The organism is Citrobacter sp. CK199 (assembly GCF_030333285.1).
Taxonomy (GTDB): domain Bacteria; phylum Pseudomonadota; class Gammaproteobacteria; order Enterobacterales; family Enterobacteriaceae; genus Citrobacter_B; species Citrobacter_B koseri.
In genome coordinates this window covers 501,083-518,098 of the sequence record NZ_JAOWGF010000026.1, presented here as the reverse complement: position 1 = coordinate 518,098, position 17,016 = coordinate 501,083, and the positions used below count along the sequence as shown (strand labels likewise).

The 17,016-nt window shown below is 52.5% G+C and carries 17 protein-coding genes and 2 tRNA genes; 14 read left to right on the top strand and 5 right to left on the bottom strand.

Annotated elements, in window-relative coordinates:
• Nucleotides 1-41 precede the first annotated feature (41 nt).
• Nucleotides 42-1,301: a UDP-N-acetylglucosamine 1-carboxyvinyltransferase gene (murA, locus tag OGX75_RS13540; RefSeq protein ID WP_012135322.1), complete on the top strand. Its 1,260-nt coding sequence runs from the start codon at nt 42-44 to the stop codon at nt 1,299-1,301.
• Between the two features lie 70 nt (nt 1,302-1,371).
• Here murA and sfsB read toward each other — a convergent pair whose 3' ends face one another.
• Both sfsB and ispB read right to left on the bottom strand, forming a co-directional pair.
• Nucleotides 1,372-1,644 carry a DNA-binding transcriptional regulator SfsB gene (gene sfsB / locus OGX75_RS13535; protein WP_012135321.1) on the bottom strand — a complete coding sequence of 91 codons (273 nt, stop codon included), beginning with the start codon at nt 1,642-1,644 and terminating at the stop codon, nt 1,372-1,374.
• Between the two features lie 236 nt (nt 1,645-1,880).
• Nucleotides 1,881-2,852, bottom strand: a complete 972-nt coding sequence (gene ispB / locus OGX75_RS13530) for an octaprenyl diphosphate synthase (protein ID WP_047460989.1) — start codon at nt 2,850-2,852, stop codon at nt 1,881-1,883.
• Nucleotides 2,853-3,110: 258 nt separating this feature from the next.
• Between ispB and rplU the strand changes: the two genes are divergently transcribed.
• The 4 genes from rplU to cgtA all read left to right on the top strand — a co-directional run bounded on the left by rplU (nt 3,111) and on the right by cgtA (nt 5,949).
• The gene (gene rplU / locus OGX75_RS13525) at nt 3,111-3,422 is read left to right on the top strand and encodes a 50S ribosomal protein L21 (RefSeq protein WP_000271396.1); all 312 of its coding nucleotides are present in this window, start codon (nt 3,111-3,113) and stop codon (nt 3,420-3,422) included.
• Between the two features lie 19 nt (nt 3,423-3,441).
• Nucleotides 3,442-3,699, top strand: coding sequence for a 50S ribosomal protein L27 (gene rpmA / locus OGX75_RS13520; RefSeq protein ID WP_012135319.1), 258 nt, complete (start codon nt 3,442-3,444; stop codon nt 3,697-3,699).
• A 96-nt stretch (nt 3,700-3,795) separates the two neighbouring features.
• On the top strand, nt 3,796-4,761 hold the full coding sequence (locus OGX75_RS13515; protein ID WP_012135318.1) for a DMT family transporter: 966 nt from the start codon (nt 3,796-3,798) through the stop codon (nt 4,759-4,761).
• Nucleotides 4,762-4,776: 15 nt separating this feature from the next.
• Nucleotides 4,777-5,949, top strand: coding sequence for an Obg family GTPase CgtA (gene cgtA, locus OGX75_RS13510; RefSeq protein WP_012135316.1), 1,173 nt, complete (start codon nt 4,777-4,779; stop codon nt 5,947-5,949).
• Between the two features lie 95 nt (nt 5,950-6,044).
• Here cgtA and dacB read toward each other — a convergent pair whose 3' ends face one another.
• Nucleotides 6,045-7,478 (bottom strand): serine-type D-Ala-D-Ala carboxypeptidase, encoded by a 1,434-nt coding sequence (gene dacB / locus OGX75_RS13505; RefSeq protein WP_049010979.1) that lies wholly within the window; start codon nt 7,476-7,478, stop codon nt 6,045-6,047.
• Nucleotides 7,479-7,725: 247 nt separating this feature from the next.
• Here dacB and greA point away from each other — a divergent pair, with 247 nt between their 5' ends.
• Entirely contained in the window at nt 7,726-8,202 is a 477-nt protein-coding gene (gene greA, locus OGX75_RS13500; RefSeq protein ID WP_012135312.1) for a transcription elongation factor GreA, read from the top strand.
• Nucleotides 8,203-8,357: 155 nt separating this feature from the next.
• On the opposite strand, the gene yhbY is transcribed toward greA, so the two are convergent.
• A complete protein-coding gene (yhbY, locus tag OGX75_RS13495; RefSeq protein WP_004139797.1) occupies nt 8,358-8,651 on the bottom strand; it encodes a ribosome assembly RNA-binding protein YhbY in 294 nt (97 codons plus the stop codon).
• A 126-nt stretch (nt 8,652-8,777) separates the two neighbouring features.
• On the opposite strand from yhbY, the gene rlmE reads away from it, so the two are divergent.
• From rlmE to OGX75_RS13465, 6 genes are all read left to right on the top strand, one after another.
• Nucleotides 8,778-9,407, top strand: coding sequence for a 23S rRNA (uridine(2552)-2'-O)-methyltransferase RlmE (gene rlmE / locus OGX75_RS13490; RefSeq protein ID WP_000145975.1), 630 nt, complete (start codon nt 8,778-8,780; stop codon nt 9,405-9,407).
• Between the two features lie 99 nt (nt 9,408-9,506).
• A complete protein-coding gene (gene ftsH / locus OGX75_RS13485) occupies nt 9,507-11,441 on the top strand; it encodes an ATP-dependent zinc metalloprotease FtsH (protein ID WP_012135310.1) in 1,935 nt (644 codons plus the stop codon).
• A gap of 90 nt (nt 11,442-11,531) precedes the next feature.
• Nucleotides 11,532-12,380 carry a dihydropteroate synthase gene (gene folP, locus OGX75_RS13480; protein ID WP_058668151.1) on the top strand — a complete coding sequence of 283 codons (849 nt, stop codon included), beginning with the start codon at nt 11,532-11,534 and terminating at the stop codon, nt 12,378-12,380.
• On the top strand, nt 12,373-13,710 hold the full coding sequence (gene glmM, locus OGX75_RS13475) for a phosphoglucosamine mutase (protein ID WP_286451098.1): 1,338 nt from the start codon (nt 12,373-12,375) through the stop codon (nt 13,708-13,710). Before folP ends, glmM begins: the two co-directional genes overlap by 8 nt.
• Before the next feature lie 227 nt (nt 13,711-13,937).
• Complete coding sequence (gene secG / locus OGX75_RS13470) at nt 13,938-14,270, top strand: preprotein translocase subunit SecG (protein ID WP_012135307.1); 333 nt, start codon at nt 13,938-13,940, stop codon at nt 14,268-14,270.
• A gap of 9 nt (nt 14,271-14,279) precedes the next feature.
• Nucleotides 14,280-14,366 (top strand) — tRNA-Leu (locus tag OGX75_RS13465).
• A 205-nt stretch (nt 14,367-14,571) separates the two neighbouring features.
• Here the strand turns inward: OGX75_RS13465 and argG are convergent.
• On the bottom strand, nt 14,572-15,915 hold the full coding sequence (gene argG / locus OGX75_RS13460; RefSeq protein WP_012135306.1) for an argininosuccinate synthase: 1,344 nt from the start codon (nt 15,913-15,915) through the stop codon (nt 14,572-14,574).
• Between the two features lie 346 nt (nt 15,916-16,261).
• On the opposite strand from argG, the gene OGX75_RS13455 reads away from it, so the two are divergent.
• Both OGX75_RS13455 and rimP read left to right on the top strand, forming a co-directional pair.
• Nucleotides 16,262-16,338, top strand: a tRNA-Met gene (locus OGX75_RS13455).
• A gap of 207 nt (nt 16,339-16,545) precedes the next feature.
• Nucleotides 16,546-16,998: a ribosome maturation factor RimP gene (rimP, locus tag OGX75_RS13450; RefSeq protein WP_012135304.1), complete on the top strand. Its 453-nt coding sequence runs from the start codon at nt 16,546-16,548 to the stop codon at nt 16,996-16,998.
• Nucleotides 16,999-17,016: the final 18 nt, after the last annotated feature.

The window sequence follows — 17,016 nt, the reverse complement described above, 5'->3', positions numbered from 1 at the left end:
ACGCCGGTAGCAGATATGAATTCTTAACAGAGAACAGAATAATGGATAAATTTCGTGTACAGGGGCCGACAACGCTCCAGGGCGAAGTCACAATTTCAGGCGCTAAAAATGCCGCATTGCCGATCCTTTTCGCGGCGCTGCTGGCAGAGGAGCCGGTAGAGATCCAGAACGTTCCAAAGCTGAAAGACATCGATACGACGATGAAACTGCTCAGCCAGCTTGGAACGAAAGTGGAACGTAACGGTTCTGTCTGGATTGACGCCAGCCAGGTCAACATCTTCTGCGCGCCTTATGAACTGGTAAAAACCATGCGCGCGTCGATTTGGGCGCTGGGGCCGCTGGTTGCGCGTTTTGGTCAGGGGCAGGTTTCTCTGCCAGGTGGTTGCGCCATCGGCGCGCGTCCGGTCGATCTGCACATCACCGGCCTGGAACAACTGGGCGCTGAGATCAAGCTGGAAGAAGGCTATGTGAAGGCGTCTGTTAATGGTCGTCTGAAAGGCGCGCATATCGTGATGGACAAAGTCAGCGTCGGTGCGACGGTGACCATCATGTCTGCGGCAACGCTGGCCGAAGGGACCACCGTGATTGAAAACGCCGCGCGTGAGCCGGAGATCGTCGATACCGCGAACTTCCTGGTGACGTTGGGAGCGAAGATCAGCGGTCAGGGCACCGATCGTATTACCATTGAGGGCGTTGAGCGTCTGGGCGGCGGCGTATACCGTGTTCTGCCCGATCGCATTGAAACCGGCACCTTCCTGGTCGCGGCGGCGATTTCCGGCGGTAAAATCGTCTGCCGTAACGCGCAGCCGGATACGCTGGATGCCGTACTGGCTAAACTGCGTGACGCCGGAGCGGATATTGAAACCGGTGAAGACTGGATCAGCCTGGACATGCATGGCCAGCGTCCGAAAGCTGTGAATGTGCGCACCGCGCCGCACCCGGCTTTCCCGACCGATATGCAGGCGCAGTTCACGCTGCTGAACCTTGTCGCGGAAGGGACGGGTTTCATCACGGAAACCATTTTCGAAAACCGCTTTATGCATGTGCCTGAACTGATCCGTATGGGTGCGCACGCGGAAATCGAGAGCAACACCGTGATTTGCCACGGCGTTGAAAAACTTTCCGGGGCGCAGGTGATGGCGACCGACTTGCGTGCGTCTGCGAGCCTGGTGCTGGCGGGATGCATTGCAGAAGGCACGACGCTGGTCGATCGTATTTATCACATCGATCGTGGCTATGAGCGCATTGAAGACAAACTGCGCGCGCTGGGCGCGAATATTGAGCGTGTGAAAGGCGAGTAATTTTTTCCGCATGCACTGGTAGCCCCTGTTCGGGGGCTACCGTTCAGAGCGTTATCCGTTCCTTACTTCTCTATTTCCCTTTTCGAGCCCGCATCAGACGCGTTCTGTCAATGAACTCATGGGTTTCTGGGTCATGATAGCGCGACGGCCAGATCACCCAGGGTTCTGTACCCAGCGCCTTCGCAATGATGAGCTCTCCTTTCGGCCACGGTCGGGTCAGGGCGTTTGCCAGCGTCGAGGAACTTAATCCATTCTTGCGTGATTCCGCCGCCATAGATGTCCCTTTTTTACGTAATCCGGCAATGATGTCTGCGGGATGCCAGTCAATGAGTTTATTTTCCATTATTCCCTCACTCCTTCGGTCAGTCAGTCGCTTGCGGCCTGGATAATCAGCCTGTGAGAAATACTATACGCCAGGTGATAGTATTGCTCTAATATGTTCCTGTAAAGAGTATGCATATTCATAAAATGTGACAGCATACGTGCGATGGTAAAAGGGCTGGCTAAAGAAATGAGTAACTGGAATTTACTGGAACTTAAAGATTCATCCCGCGCAGAGCACGGGATGAGAAGGGAGGGTTAACGATCGCGTTGTACGGCGATGTGCGCCAGACCGATCAGGGCTTCGCGCCACGGCGTATCAGGCAGAATCTGTAGGGCGGCGATGGCTTTATCGGCCTCGTCTTCTGCACGCTGACGCGTCCATTCCAGTGAACCGCAGGCGGTCATGGCTTCCAGAACGGGTTCCAGAAGGTGGCGACCATTGCCTTGTTCAATGGCGGTACGGATCATTTGTGCCTGCTCTGGCGTACCGTTACGCATAGCGTGCAGCAGCGGCAGCGTTGGTTTTCCTTCGTTGAGGTCATCGCCGACATTTTTACCTAACTGCTCGCCATCAGCGCTGTAATCGAGTAAATCGTCAATCAGCTGAAAGGCCGTACCGAGATAACGACCATAATCCTGCAACCCTTTTTCCTGCTCAGGAGTACAGCCAGCAAGAATACCGGAACACTGCGCCGCAGCTTCAAACAGGCGCGCCGTTTTGCTGTAAATCACGCGCATGTAATTTTCTTCGGTGATGTCCGGGTCGTTGACGTTCATCAGTTGCAGCACTTCGCCTTCGGCGATGACGTTCACCGCTTCTGACATTACTTCCAGCACTTTCAGCGAGCCAAGGCTGGTCATCATCTGGAACGCGCGGGTGTAGATAAAATCACCGACCAGGACGCTGGCGGCGTTGCCAAATGCCGCATTCGCCGTTGCCTTCCCACGACGCATATCGGATTCATCCACAACATCGTCGTGTAGCAGAGTGGCGGTGTGGATAAACTCGATTAAGGCAGCGATCGTGACGTGCGCATTTTCCTGATAACCAACGGCGCGCGCAGCGAGTACGGCAATCATCGGGCGGATACGTTTTCCGCCGCCGCTAACGATGTAATACCCTAACTGATTGATCAGTTGGACGTCGGAATTGAGCTGTTCAAGGATTGTCGCATTGACACCCGCCATATCTTGCGCGGTTAACTCATTGATTTTTTCTAAATTCATCGCAAAAGCCGGGCTTATCGCCCCGATTAACTCATCATGGGATGAGATAACTAAGGGTTTAGGGTTAGGAATATATGCTGATTGTACTGAAAAAACGGCGCAGATAAACGTTACCGTACACGTTGTGTTTTTTTTCTTCATGTATTGACGGTAGCACTTGTCAAAGGCTCGCGTTTTGCGTAATATTCGCGCCCTATTGTGAATATTTATAGCGCACTCTGAATCATTGAAAAGGCGTGCGCGGAAGCGGAGTTTTTTATGTACGCGGTTTTCCAAAGTGGTGGTAAACAACACCGAGTAAGCGAAGGTCAGACCGTTCGCCTGGAAAAGCTGGACATCGCAACTGGCGAAACTATTGAGTTCGCTGAAGTTCTGATGATCGCAAACGGTGAAGAAGTCAAAATCGGCGTTCCTTTCGTTGATGGCGGCGTAATCAAAGCTGAAGTTGTTGCTCACGGTCGTGGCGAGAAAGTTAAAATCGTTAAGTTTCGTCGTCGTAAACACTATCGTAAGCAGCAAGGCCACCGTCAGTGGTTCACTGATGTGAAAATTACTGGCATCAGCGCCTAAGACCTGAGGAGAGATTTAAATGGCACATAAAAAGGCTGGCGGCTCAACTCGTAACGGTCGCGATTCAGAAGCTAAACGCCTGGGCGTTAAGCGTTTCGGTGGCGAAACCGTTCTGGCGGGTAGCATCATCGTTCGTCAACGTGGCACCAAATTCCACGCTGGCACTAACGTAGGTTGCGGTCGTGACCACACTCTGTTTGCTAAAGCAGACGGTAAAGTGAAATTCGAAGTTAAAGGCCCGAACAATCGTAAATACATCAGCATCGTTGCTGAGTAAGTTCTTCGTGGTCCGGTAACGGATTAAAGCCCCGCAACGTGTTGCGGGGCTTTTTACATTGAAAACCCGGAAAATTTTCTTGTAGGGAAAACGGGCATGAAGCAGCAGGCTGGCATTGGCATCCTTTTAGCACTCACCACTGCAATGTGTTGGGGCGCCTTGCCAATTGCAATGAAGCAGGTGCTGGAGGTGATGGAACCTCCGACCATTGTCTTCTATCGCTTTTTAATGGCGAGTATCGGCCTCGGCGCGATCCTGGCAGTTAAAAGAAAGCTCCCGCCATTGCGTATTTTTCGCAAACCGCGCTGGCTGGTGTTGCTGGCGATTGCAACAGGTGGACTTTTCGGGAATTTCATCCTGTTCAGCTCTTCCCTGCAATATTTGAGTCCGACGGCATCGCAGGTTATCGGTCAACTGTCACCGGTTGGCATGATGGTCGCCAGCGTCTTTATTTTGAAAGAAAAGATGCGCGGCACGCAGGTGATTGGCGCGCTCATGCTGCTTTGTGGGCTGGTGATGTTCTTTAATACCAGTCTGGTCGAGATTTTTACCAAACTGACCGATTACACCTGGGGTGTGATCTTTGGGGTCGGTGCGGCGACGGTCTGGGTGAGTTATGGCGTCGCGCAAAAGGTGTTATTGCGTCGTCTGGCCTCACAGCAGATCCTGTTTTTACTGTACACTTTATGTACGATTGCGTTATTGCCGCTGGCGAAGCCGGGGGTTATCTCGCAGTTAAGCGACTGGCAGCTCGCGTGTTTGATTTTCTGTGGGCTGAATACGCTGGTAGGATATGGCGCCCTGGCGGAAGCGATGGCGCGTTGGCAGGCAGCGCAGGTAAGTGCGTTAATCACGCTCACTCCGCTGTTTACGCTGTTATTTTCAGATCTATTATCTATGGCCTGGCCCGATTTCTTCGCCAGACCGATGTTAAACCTTTTAGGTTATCTCGGTGCGTTTGTCGTGGTTGCGGGCGCGATGTATTCCGCCATTGGTCATCGTATTTGGGGCGGTTTACGCAAGCATGAAACGGTGGTTTCGCAACCCCGCTCAGGCGAATGATTTACGGAGAGTAAAATGAAGTTTGTTGATGAAGCATCGATTCTGGTCGTTGCTGGCGATGGCGGTAATGGTTGCGTGAGCTTCCGCCGCGAAAAATACATCCCGAAAGGCGGCCCGGATGGCGGTGATGGCGGCGATGGTGGCGACGTCTGGCTGGAAGCCGACGAAAACCTGAACACGCTGATCGATTACCGCTTTGAAAAATCGTTCCGCGCTGAACGTGGTCAGAATGGCGCAAGCCGTGACTGCACCGGTAAACGTGGGAAAGATGTCACGATCAAAGTGCCTGTCGGTACGCGTGTTATCGATCAGGGCACCGGCGAAACCATGGGCGATATGACCAAACACGGTCAGCGTCTGATGGTTGCCAAAGGCGGCTGGCACGGCCTGGGCAATACCCGCTTTAAGTCCTCTGTTAACCGTACTCCGCGTCAGAAAACGATGGGTACGCCGGGCGATAAGCGCGATTTGATGCTGGAGCTGATGCTGCTGGCGGACGTGGGTATGCTGGGTATGCCAAACGCCGGTAAATCAACCTTTATCCGCGCGGTATCTGCGGCAAAACCGAAAGTGGCGGACTATCCGTTTACCACTCTGGTGCCGAGCCTTGGCGTTGTGCGTATGGACAACGAAAAGAGCTTTGTGGTTGCCGATATTCCGGGGCTGATTGAAGGCGCGGCGGAAGGCGCGGGTCTGGGGATTCGCTTCCTGAAGCACCTGGAACGTTGCCGCGTACTGCTGCACCTTATTGATATCGATCCGATCGACGGTTCCGATCCGGTGGAAAACGCCCGTATCATTATCGGCGAACTGGAAAAATACAGTCAGGATCTGGCTGCTAAGCCGCGCTGGTTAGTGTTCAACAAAATTGATTTGCTGGACCAAGCCGAAGCGGAAGAAAAAGCGAAAGCTATCGCGCAGGCGCTGGGCTGGGAAGATAAGTACTACATGATTTCCGCTGCCAGCCAGACTGGCGTGAAAGATCTCTGCTGGGATGTGATGACCTTTATCATCGAGAACCCTATCGTTCAGGCTGATGAAGCGAAACAGCCGGAGAAAGTGGAGTTCATGTGGGACGATTATCACCGTCAGCAGCTCGCTGAAGTCGAAGATGAAGCAGAAGATGACTGGGATGACGACTGGGACGAAGACGACGAAGAAGGCGTCGAGTTCATCTACAAACGTTAATCTGGTTCAAATGCCCGGTGGCGCTTACGCTTACCGGGCCTACGGATAGTAGGCCGGATAAGGCGCAAAGCGCCGCCATCCGGCACTATCCTCACCTAGTTGTTCTGATAAAGATCTTTGTACAACCGGCTTTCAAAACGTACTAACGGAATACGACGATTGCGCTGGTCAGCTGGCGTAACGGCATACCCGGAAAGATACTGAACAAACGCCATCCGTTGTCCACTTGCCGTTGTAATAAATCCCGCCAGATTATAGACCCCTTGCAGCGAGCCTGTTTTCGCCGAAACTTTACCATCGACCCCAGCCTGATGCAGACCCGCACGGTATTGCAGAGAGCCGTCATATCCCGCCAGTGGCAGCATGGAGATAAAGTTCAGCTCGTTGTCGTGTTGGGCGATGTATTGCAGCACCTGCATCATGGTGGCCGGGGCAATCAGGTTGTGGCGAGAGAGGCCCGAACCGTCAGCGATGATGGTATTGCCAATATCAACGCCAGCCTGCTGACGCAGGATCTGGCGTACGGCATCAGATCCCGCCCGCCATGTGCCGGGAACGTTGAAGCGTGCGTGGCCGATCATGCGAAAGACGGTATCGGCAATCATGTTGTCCGATTTTTTCAGCATAATCTTAAGCAAATCATGCAGCGGCGCAGACTGCTTGCTGGCAACCACCGTTCCGGGTTCGTTGACCTGCGTCTGGCGTAACAGCGTACCACTGTAGGTAATACCTGCTTGTTTTAACTCGTCTTTCAGGATCGCTCCGGCATAGCTGGCGCCGTCCTGAATGGCGAAGGCCAGCGGTAACGGTTCGGCGCGCTGCGGCAGACAGCCTGTCAGCGTGAAGCGGTTTAAATCCCCCGGAACGACATCCAGCTCACAGTATTGCGCTTCCGCAGAGCCGCGTGGGAGGGTGCGAACCTGACTGAACATGGTCACCGGGTAATAGGACGCCACGCGAATATACGCTAAGTCATTCGGTTTTTGCGCGCTGTAGAGGGAGATGGAAAAGCAGTTGCGATCGACAATGGCGGCTGCGGGGGGGGCGCTAAAACATTGCGTCATGTCATTCCAGGGCCAGCCTGGCGCTTTGTCATGGCTGGCGAAAATGGAGGTGTCGATGAGCACATTTCCCGCAATTTGCGTCACGCCGGATTTTTTCAGCGTCGCGACCATATTGCGAATATCCTGGCGTTTTAGCGTCGGATCGGCACCAAATCGCGCCACTAAGTCCCCTTTTAAGACGCCATTGTCCACGTTGCCTTTTGTCTCCAGCGTGGTGGTAAAACGAAAATCGGGGCCGAGCTGAATCAATGCCGCGAGGGCCGTGATCACTTTTTGCGTACTGGCGGGCAGCGCCATCTGCTGGCTATGGTAATCAATCGCGGGCGTGGACGCGCCGACCTTCTGAGCCATGAAAGCAAGGTTGGCCCCATCAGGGAGCTGATTGATGTATTCATCAACATTCGCGGCCTGGACGCTGAACGCTATACTGGTGGTCAATCCGATGATAAATCTGGAAAATCGCATAATCTCGCGCTAACAACCTGGAAACAAGCCGTCATACTACGGCGCAATGCCCTGGAAAGTAAACGATGACCCATAGGGAACTCCAGGGTAAAATACGTATCAAATTGAGAATTGTAGCTGACCTGGGGCTTTGTACCCGGGTCGGTATTTTTTTGCTTCTGGCTTTGGTAGAACGCATACCGGAGCAGGCTTAGCAGCCGAGGTGGGGTCAATCACCCCCTACAGGAATGTTCAAGAGGTATAACAAATGCAAGCTATTCCGATGACTTTACGTGGTGCCGAAAAACTGCGCGAAGAGCTGGATTTTCTGAAATCTGTGCGCCGTCCTGAAATCATCGCCGCTATCGCGGAAGCGCGTGAGCATGGCGACCTGAAAGAGAACGCCGAGTATCACGCTGCGCGTGAACAGCAGGGTTTCTGCGAAGGACGTATCAAGGATATCGAGGCGAAGCTGTCGAATGCGCAGGTGATCGACGTGACGAAGATGCCGAACAACGGACGTGTTGTTTTCGGCGCAACGGTAACTGTTCTGAATCTCGATAACGATGAAGAGCAGACCTGGCGTATTGTCGGCGATGACGAAGCGGATTTTAAACAGAACCTGATTTCCGTGAATTCACCTATCGCGCGCGGCCTGGTTGGCAAAGAGCAGGATGACGTCGTGACCATCAAAACGCCTGGCGGCGAAGTGGAATACGAAGTGATTAAGGTGGAATACCTGTAAGAATTACCCAATACTCAAGATGTTGATGTATTGTAAAGAAAGGAAAAAGGCCGCTATGCGGCCTTTTATCAACGAAGAGAGCGTGGCATTTTGCTCTCCTGCTTGCGGAAAACCCCTCGTTTTACACAGATTTTGTGTTCGACTTTAGGATATTCTTAGCGTGGCAGCGAGATTTTACGTTCTTTAGTTGGGCGATAAAGTACCAGCGTTTTACCGATGACCTGTACGTTACAGGCGCCGGTTTCGCGTACGATAGCTTCCACGATCAAGGTTTTGGTTTCGCGATCTTCCGAGGCGATCTTCACCTTGATAAGTTCATGGTGCTCTAACGCTTGTTCAATCTCGGCCAGTACCCCTTCGGTCAAACCATTGTTGCCAAGCATAACTACCGGCTTGAGCGGATGTGCCAGACCTTTCAGGTGCTGTTTTTGTTTAGTACTCAGATTCATCGTATATTTTTGCTTACGTTGGGATTGAAAACGGGTCATTCTACCGCCATCTCCCATATATCACCAAATGAGCGCGTAAAAATTTACGCTACGGGTAACGATGAATTGCCCCGACGGGAAAGTTAAATGACAGGTAAAAAGCGTTCTGCCAGCTCGAGTCGCTGGCTTCAGGAACACTTTAGCGATAAATATGTTCAACAGGCGCAGAAAAAGGGGTTACGTTCCCGTGCCTGGTTTAAACTTGATGAAATACAGCAAAGTGACAAACTTTTTAAGCCGGGGATGACGGTTGTCGACCTCGGTGCTGCGCCAGGAGGCTGGTCACAGTATGTGGTCACGCAGATTGGCGGCAAAGGCCGTATCATCGCTTGCGATCTTTTACCTATGGATCCTATCGTTGGTGTGGACTTTCTTCAGGGCGACTTTCGTGATGAACTTGTTATGAAAGCGCTGCTGGAACGCGTGGGTGACAGTAAAGTACAAGTTGTCATGTCAGATATGGCACCAAACATGAGCGGAACACCGGCGGTGGATATCCCCCGCGCCATGTATCTGGTGGAACTGGCGTTAGAAATGTGTCGTGATGTGCTGGCGCCAGGTGGAAGTTTTGTAGTGAAGGTGTTCCAGGGCGAAGGTTTCGATGAGTACCTAAGGGAAATTCGCTCCCTGTTTACGAAGGTTAAAGTTCGTAAGCCGGACTCTTCGCGTGCGCGTTCACGCGAAGTGTATATTGTAGCGACCGGGCGAAAACCATAACCGGGGGATTTCAGACGAAAGTTTGAAAGAAGCTGGATATAGAGTATCCTGACGCTGTTTTTAACACAGTTGTAATAAGAGGTTAATCCCTTGAGTGACATGGCGAAAAACCTAATACTCTGGCTGGTCATTGCCGTTGTGCTGATGTCAGTATTCCAGAGCTTTGGGCCCAGCGAGTCTAATGGCCGTAAGGTGGATTACTCTACCTTCCTGCAAGAGGTCAACCAGGACCAGGTTCGTGAAGCGCGTATCAACGGACGTGAGATCAACGTTACCAAGAAAGATAGTAACCGTTACACGACCTACATTCCGGTTAACGATCCGAAGCTGCTTGATAACCTGCTGACCAAAAACGTCAAGGTTGTTGGCGAACCACCTGAAGAGCCGAGCCTGCTGGCTTCAATCTTTATTTCCTGGTTCCCGATGCTGTTGCTGATCGGCGTCTGGATCTTCTTCATGCGTCAGATGCAGGGCGGCGGTGGCAAAGGCGCCATGTCGTTCGGTAAGAGTAAAGCGCGCATGCTGACGGAAGATCAGATCAAAACCACTTTTGCCGATGTCGCAGGTTGTGACGAAGCGAAAGAAGAAGTGGCTGAGCTGGTCGAGTATCTGCGTGAACCAAGCCGCTTCCAGAAGCTGGGCGGTAAAATCCCGAAAGGCGTCCTGATGGTCGGTCCTCCGGGTACGGGTAAAACCCTGCTGGCGAAAGCTATCGCAGGCGAAGCGAAAGTCCCGTTCTTTACGATTTCCGGTTCTGACTTTGTCGAAATGTTCGTCGGTGTTGGCGCATCTCGTGTGCGTGACATGTTCGAACAGGCTAAGAAAGCGGCGCCGTGCATTATCTTCATCGATGAAATCGACGCCGTAGGCCGCCAGCGTGGCGCGGGTCTGGGCGGCGGTCATGATGAACGTGAACAGACATTGAACCAGATGCTGGTTGAGATGGATGGCTTTGAAGGTAACGAAGGTATCATCGTTATCGCGGCGACTAACCGTCCAGACGTACTTGACCCTGCGCTGCTGCGTCCTGGCCGTTTCGACCGTCAGGTCGTGGTAGGTCTGCCAGACGTGCGTGGTCGTGAGCAGATCCTGAAAGTGCATATGCGTCGCGTACCGCTGGCGCCGGATATCGATGCGGCAATCATCGCACGCGGCACGCCGGGCTTCTCTGGCGCCGATCTGGCGAACCTTGTGAACGAAGCGGCGCTGTTTGCTGCCCGTGGCAACAAGCGTGTGGTATCCATGGTTGAGTTCGAGAAAGCGAAAGACAAAATCATGATGGGTGCGGAACGCCGCTCCATGGTGATGACGGAAGCGCAGAAAGAATCTACCGCTTACCACGAAGCAGGCCATGCGATTATTGGTCGCCTTGTTCCTGAGCACGATCCGGTGCATAAAGTGACGATTATTCCGCGCGGTCGTGCGCTGGGTGTGACCTTCTTCCTGCCTGAAGGCGACGCGATTAGCGCCAGCCGTCAGAAACTGGAAAGCCAGATCTCCACGTTGTACGGCGGTCGTCTGGCGGAAGAGATCATCTATGGCGTAGAGCATGTTTCTACCGGTGCGTCGAACGACATTAAAGTCGCGACTAACCTGGCGCGTAACATGGTCACCCAGTGGGGCTTCTCCGATAAGCTCGGTCCGCTGCTGTATGCAGAGGAAGAGGGTGAAGTGTTCCTGGGACGTAGCGTTGCGAAAGCCAAACACATGTCTGATGAAACCGCGCGTATCATCGACCAGGAAGTGAAAGCGCTGATTGAACGTAACTACAATCGCGCTCGTCAGATCCTGAATGACAATATGGACATCCTGCATGCAATGAAAGATGCGCTCATGAAGTATGAGACCATCGATGCGCCGCAGATTGATGACCTGATGGCGCGCCGCGAAGTTCGCCCGCCAGCTGGCTGGGAAGATCCGAACGGCACCAACAACTCTGACAACAATGGCACGCCTCGTGCGCCGCGCCCGGTTGATGAACCGCGTACGCCGAACCCAGGCAACACCATGTCAGAGCAGTTAGGCGACAAATAAGTTATCTGTTATTGATGACTCTGCTTCACCGAAACCCTGGGGCTTGCTCCGGGGTTTTTTATATTTGAAATAACATCAGAAGGATTAGCTATGAAACTCTTCGCCCAGGGCTCCACGCTGGATCTCTCTCACCCACACGTAATGGGCATCCTGAACGTCACGCCAGATTCTTTCTCCGATGGCGGGACGCACAATACGCTGGTGGAGGCGGTGAAGCACGCTAATCTGATGATTAACGCCGGAGCGACGATTATTGATGTCGGCGGTGAATCAACGCGACCGGGTGCGGCGGATGTCAGCGTTGAAGAAGAACTGGAACGCGTGATCCCGGTGGTTGAGTCCATCGCCCAGCGTTTTGAGGTATGGATTTCAGTGGATACCTCAAAACCGGAGGTGATTCGGGAATCGGCAAGAGTGGGCGCTCACATCATCAACGACATTCGCTCCCTCTCTGAACCGGGCGCGCTTGAGGCGGCGGCTGAGACTGGTTTACCGGTCTGCCTGATGCATATGCAAGGGCAGCCTAAAACAATGCAGGAAGCGCCAAAGTACGAAGACGTTTTTGCGGAGGTCAATCGCTACTTTATTGACCAAATAGCACGCTGTGAAAGGGCTGGCATCGCAAAAGAGAAATTGTTGCTCGACCCGGGATTCGGTTTCGGTAAAAATCTCTCCCATAACTATACGTTACTGGCACGTCTGGCGGAGTTTCATCATTTTAACCTGCCGCTGCTGGTGGGAATGTCACGTAAATCGATGATTGGTCAGTTGCTCAACGTCGGGCCCTCCGATCGTTTGAGCGGGAGCCTGGCGTGTGCGGTTATCGCCGCAATGCAGGGGGCGCATATCATTCGTGTCCATGACGTTAAAGAAACCGTAGAAGCGATGCGTGTGGTAGAAGCCACCCTGTCTGCAAAGGAAAATAAACGCTATGAGTAATCGTAAATATTTTGGCACCGATGGGATCCGTGGTCGTGTAGGCGATGCGCCCATTACTCCTGACTTTGTGCTTAAGCTGGGCTGGGCCGCAGGGAAAGTGCTGGCGCGTCATGGTTCACGTAAAATCATTATCGGTAAAGACACGCGTATTTCTGGCTATATGCTGGAGTCTGCGCTGGAAGCCGGTCTGGCGGCGGCGGGATTGTCTGCCTCTTTTACCGGCCCGATGCCGACGCCTGCGGTGGCTTACCTGACCCGAACCTTCCGTGCAGAGGCCGGGATCGTTATCTCCGCTTCGCATAACCCGTTTTATGACAACGGGATTAAATTCTTCTCCATTGACGGCACCAAACTGCCTGATGAAGTTGAAGAGGCTATTGAAGCAGAGATGGAAAAAGAGATCACCTGCGTGGATTCCTCAGAGCTGGGTAAAGCCAGCCGTATTGTGGATGCTGCGGGGCGCTACATTGAGTTCTGCAAAGGTACGTTCCCGAACGAACTGAGCCTGAATGAGCTGAAGATTGTTGTGGATTGCGCCAACGGCGCGACCTATCACATTGCACCGAACGTCCTGCGTGAACTGGGTGCGAATGTCATTGCGATTGGCTGTGAGCCGAACGGCGTCAATATTAATGAAGAAGTCGGCGCTACGGATGTGCGTGCGCTACAGGCTCGCGTGATCGCGGAGAAAGCCGATTTAGGGATCGCGCTGGACGGCGACGGCGATCGCGTGATCATGGTTGACCATGAAGGGAATAAAGTCGATGGCGATCAGATCATGTATATCATCGCCCGCGAAGGTTTGCGTCAGGGTCAACTGCGCGGTGGCGCAGTCGGTACGCTGATGAGCAACATGGGCCTGGAGCTGGCGTTGAAACAGCTGGGCATTCCGTTCGTGCGTGCTAAAGTCGGCGACCGCTACGTGCTGGAAAAACTGCAAGAAAAAGGCTGGCGTATTGGGGCGGAAAACTCCGGCCACGTTATTCTGCTGGATAAAACCACCACCGGTGACGGTATTGTCGCGGGGCTACAGGTTCTGGCGGCGATGGTGCGTAACCACATGAGTCTGCACGATTTGTGCAGCGGCATGAAAATGTTCCCGCAGATTCTGGTTAACGTACGTTATGCGGCCGGTAGCGGCGATCCGCTGGAGAATGACAACGTTAAGGCGGTGACGGCGGAAGTCGAAGCGGCGCTGGGAAATCGTGGTCGCGTGCTGCTGCGTAAGTCCGGTACTGAACCGTTAATTCGCGTAATGGTAGAAGGCGAGGATGAAGCGCAGGTTACTGAGTTTGCTCATCGTATTGCGGATGCCGTAAAAGCGGTTTAATCCTGGTGATAAGTGACTAAAAAGGCGGCGTTTGCCGCCTTTTTGTTGCAGGAAAAAGACCTTTTTGCTGTTTTTTTCCGCAGTTGATACAATGCACTAAAATTGCCCTTGCGAAGGTCATTCGCTTTGGTTAGTATTCACACCCGCTTCAGTGGGAAACAGTAAATTATCCCGCTTTATTGGTTGAAGCATTGGTATGCGGCAACTCCGCAAGGAACAGGTTGATTATGTACGAAGCTCTTTTGGTAGTTTTCCTTATTGTGGCAATTGGCCTGGTAGGCTTGATCATGCTACAGCAAGGTAAAGGCGCTGATATGGGAGCCTCCTTTGGAGCAGGCGCTTCCGCTACGCTGTTTGGTTCAAGTGGTTCTGGTAACTTCATGACCCGCATGACGGCTGTGCTGGCAACGTTGTTCTTCATCATCAGTCTGGCGCTGGGCAATATCAACAGCAACAAGACCAATAAAGGAAGTGAGTGGGAAAATCTGAGCGCTCCGGCAAAAACCGAGCAGACTCAGCCAGTTGCACCGGCACAGCCGAGCAGCGATATCCCACACTAAGATTTCCGTGCCGAGGTGGTGGAATTGGTAGACACGCTACCTTGAGGTGGTAGTGCCCAATAGGGCTTACGGGTTCAAGTCCCGTCCTCGGTACCAATATTCCGAAAAAAAGACGCTGAAAAGCGTCTTTTTTTTCGTCTGTATCTCGCGGGGGTTATAGACTTTGTTTTTGTTGGTTGGATAAGACGTTTACGCCGCCATCCGACATGTTACGTAATGTGCCTGATGGCACTTCGTTTATCAGGCCTACACCGCCCACAAAAAAGGCCGCTTACGCGGCCTTTAATCGTTGTCCGTTAACTTACTTGCCTTTGTTTTCCAGATTTTCAACCTGCGGCAAACCTGTCGCGGAAGAGGCGGAAAGCAGGCCCGACTGCGCATAACCAAACAGTTTTTCACGCGTATCGGTGATATCCAGGTTGCGCATCGTCAACTGACCGATACGGTCATCCGGCGAGAACACGGAGTCTCCTTTTTCCATCGTCAGACGCTCTGGTTTGTAGGTCAGATTGTCAGAGACGGTATTCAGGATCGAATAATCGTTACCACGACGCAGCTCCAGCGTGACTTCACCAGTAATCTGGCTGGCCACCCAACGTTGCAGACCGTCACGCAGCATCAGCGCCTGGGAGTCAAACCAGCGGCCCTGATACAGCAGGCGGCCTAACTGACGGCCATGCGCATGATACTGCTCGATCGTGTCTTCGTTGTGGATGCCGGTTAGCAGACGCTCGTAGGCAATATGCAGCAGCGCCATCCCCGGCGCTTCATAGATACCCCGGCTCTTCGCTTCGATGATACGGTTCTCAATCTGATCGCTCATACCCAGACCGTGACGGCCGCCGATACGGTTGGCTTCCAGCATCAGTTCAACATCATCGCTGAAGGTCTTACCGTTCAACGCGACAGGATGCCCCTGTTCAAAGCGCACGGTAACTTCTTCCGCCGGGATTTTCACGTTTTCATCCCAGAACTTGACGCCCATGATTGGATTGACGATCTTGACGCTGGAGTTCAGGAATTCCAGATCTTTGGCTTCATGGGTCGCGCCGAGCATGTTGGAGTCAGTGGAATAGGCCTTTTCGACGGACATCTTGTAGTCGAAACCGCAGGCAATCATAAACTCGGACATCTCATGACGACCGCCCAGCTCATCAATAAAGTCGGTATCCAGCCACGGTTTGTAAATCTGTAGCTCTGCGTTGGTCAACAGACCGTAACGGTAGAAACGCTCGATGTCGTTTCCTTTATAGGTACTGCCGTCGCCCCAGATGTTAACACCATCTTCCTTCATCGCGGCGACCAGCATCGTGCCGGTAACGGCGCGCCCCAGCGGCGTGGTGTTGAAATAGGTCAGTCCGCCGGTGGTGTTATGGAAAGCGCCGCACTGAATCGCGGCGATCCCTTCGGCAACCAGCTGTTTACGGCAATCAATCAGGCGAGCGTTCTCTGCGCCGTATTCCATTGCGCGACGAGGAATGGCGTCATAGTCATCCTCATCTGGCTGGCCCAGATTCGCAGTATATGCATAAGGGACAGCGCCTTTTTGTCGCATCCACAGCAGTGCAGCACTGGTGTCCAGGCCGCCGGAAAAAGCGATACCAATACGTTGACCTACCGGAAGATGCTTGAGAATCGTCGTCATAAATAAAACCCTGCTTGATAGACTGATGAAGAGATCGGCTTTCTGCTCTCAGTGCATTTTTATGCAAAATAAGTGAGTTTTCATTTAATCATCTTTTACGGATGACAGGAAGAGTTTAGTGATAATTTCGTTAAAAAACGGTATGGGGTGGCTTCTTTCCTGACTGGCGCGGCTTCTTAACGGAGGCCGGGTTGGTATTCATTCATGTGCATATTATTAACGCGGTTGACATATCGCATATCGAATCAATATAATACGCGCAGATTTTACGTCCCGTCCTCGGTACCAAATCCCAGCAGTATTTGCATCTTTTACCCAAAGCGAGTAAAATTTGCCACGTTTCAGGCGCGGGGTGGAGCAGCCTGGTAGCTCGTCGGGCTCATAACCCGAAGGTCGTCGGTTCAAATCCGGCCCCCGCAACCACTTTCCCTTAGAGTTCTTTTTCAAATATACTGTGAAGACTTAGGCCTTCGTAGCTGGATTTGAAAAAAATTCTTTCGGAAGGTTCTCCAGACCGCAGTTGCGGTTATAGGGTTCAGTTATCTAAAGCCCCGATTTATCGGGGTTTTTTGTTATCTGACTACAGAATAACTGGGCTTTAGGCCCTTTTTTTATGTCTTGGGGGTGGGCTTGTCCACATTAGAGCAAAAATTAACAGAGATGATTACAGCGCCAGTTGAAGCCTTAGGTTACGAACTGGTCGGCATCGAATTTATTCGCGGTCGCACATCCACACTGCGCATCTATATTGATAGTGAAGATGGCATCAATGTTGATGATTGTGCTGATGTGAGTCACCAGGTGAGCGCGGTGCTGGATGTCGAAGATCCCATCACTGTGGCATACAACCTGGAAGTCTCCTCGCCAGGTCTCGACCGTCCTATGTTCACGGCTGAGCACTACGCGCGTTTCCTGGGTGAAGAAGTGACGCTGGTACTTCGTATGGCGGTACAAAACCGTCGTAAATGGCAGGGCGTTATCAAAGCGGTTGACGGTGAAATGATCACTGTCACAGTCGAAGGTAAAGATGAAGTGTTCGCGCTGAGTAATATCCAGAAGGCGAACCTGGTTCCCCACTTTTAATAGTCTGGATTGAGGTGA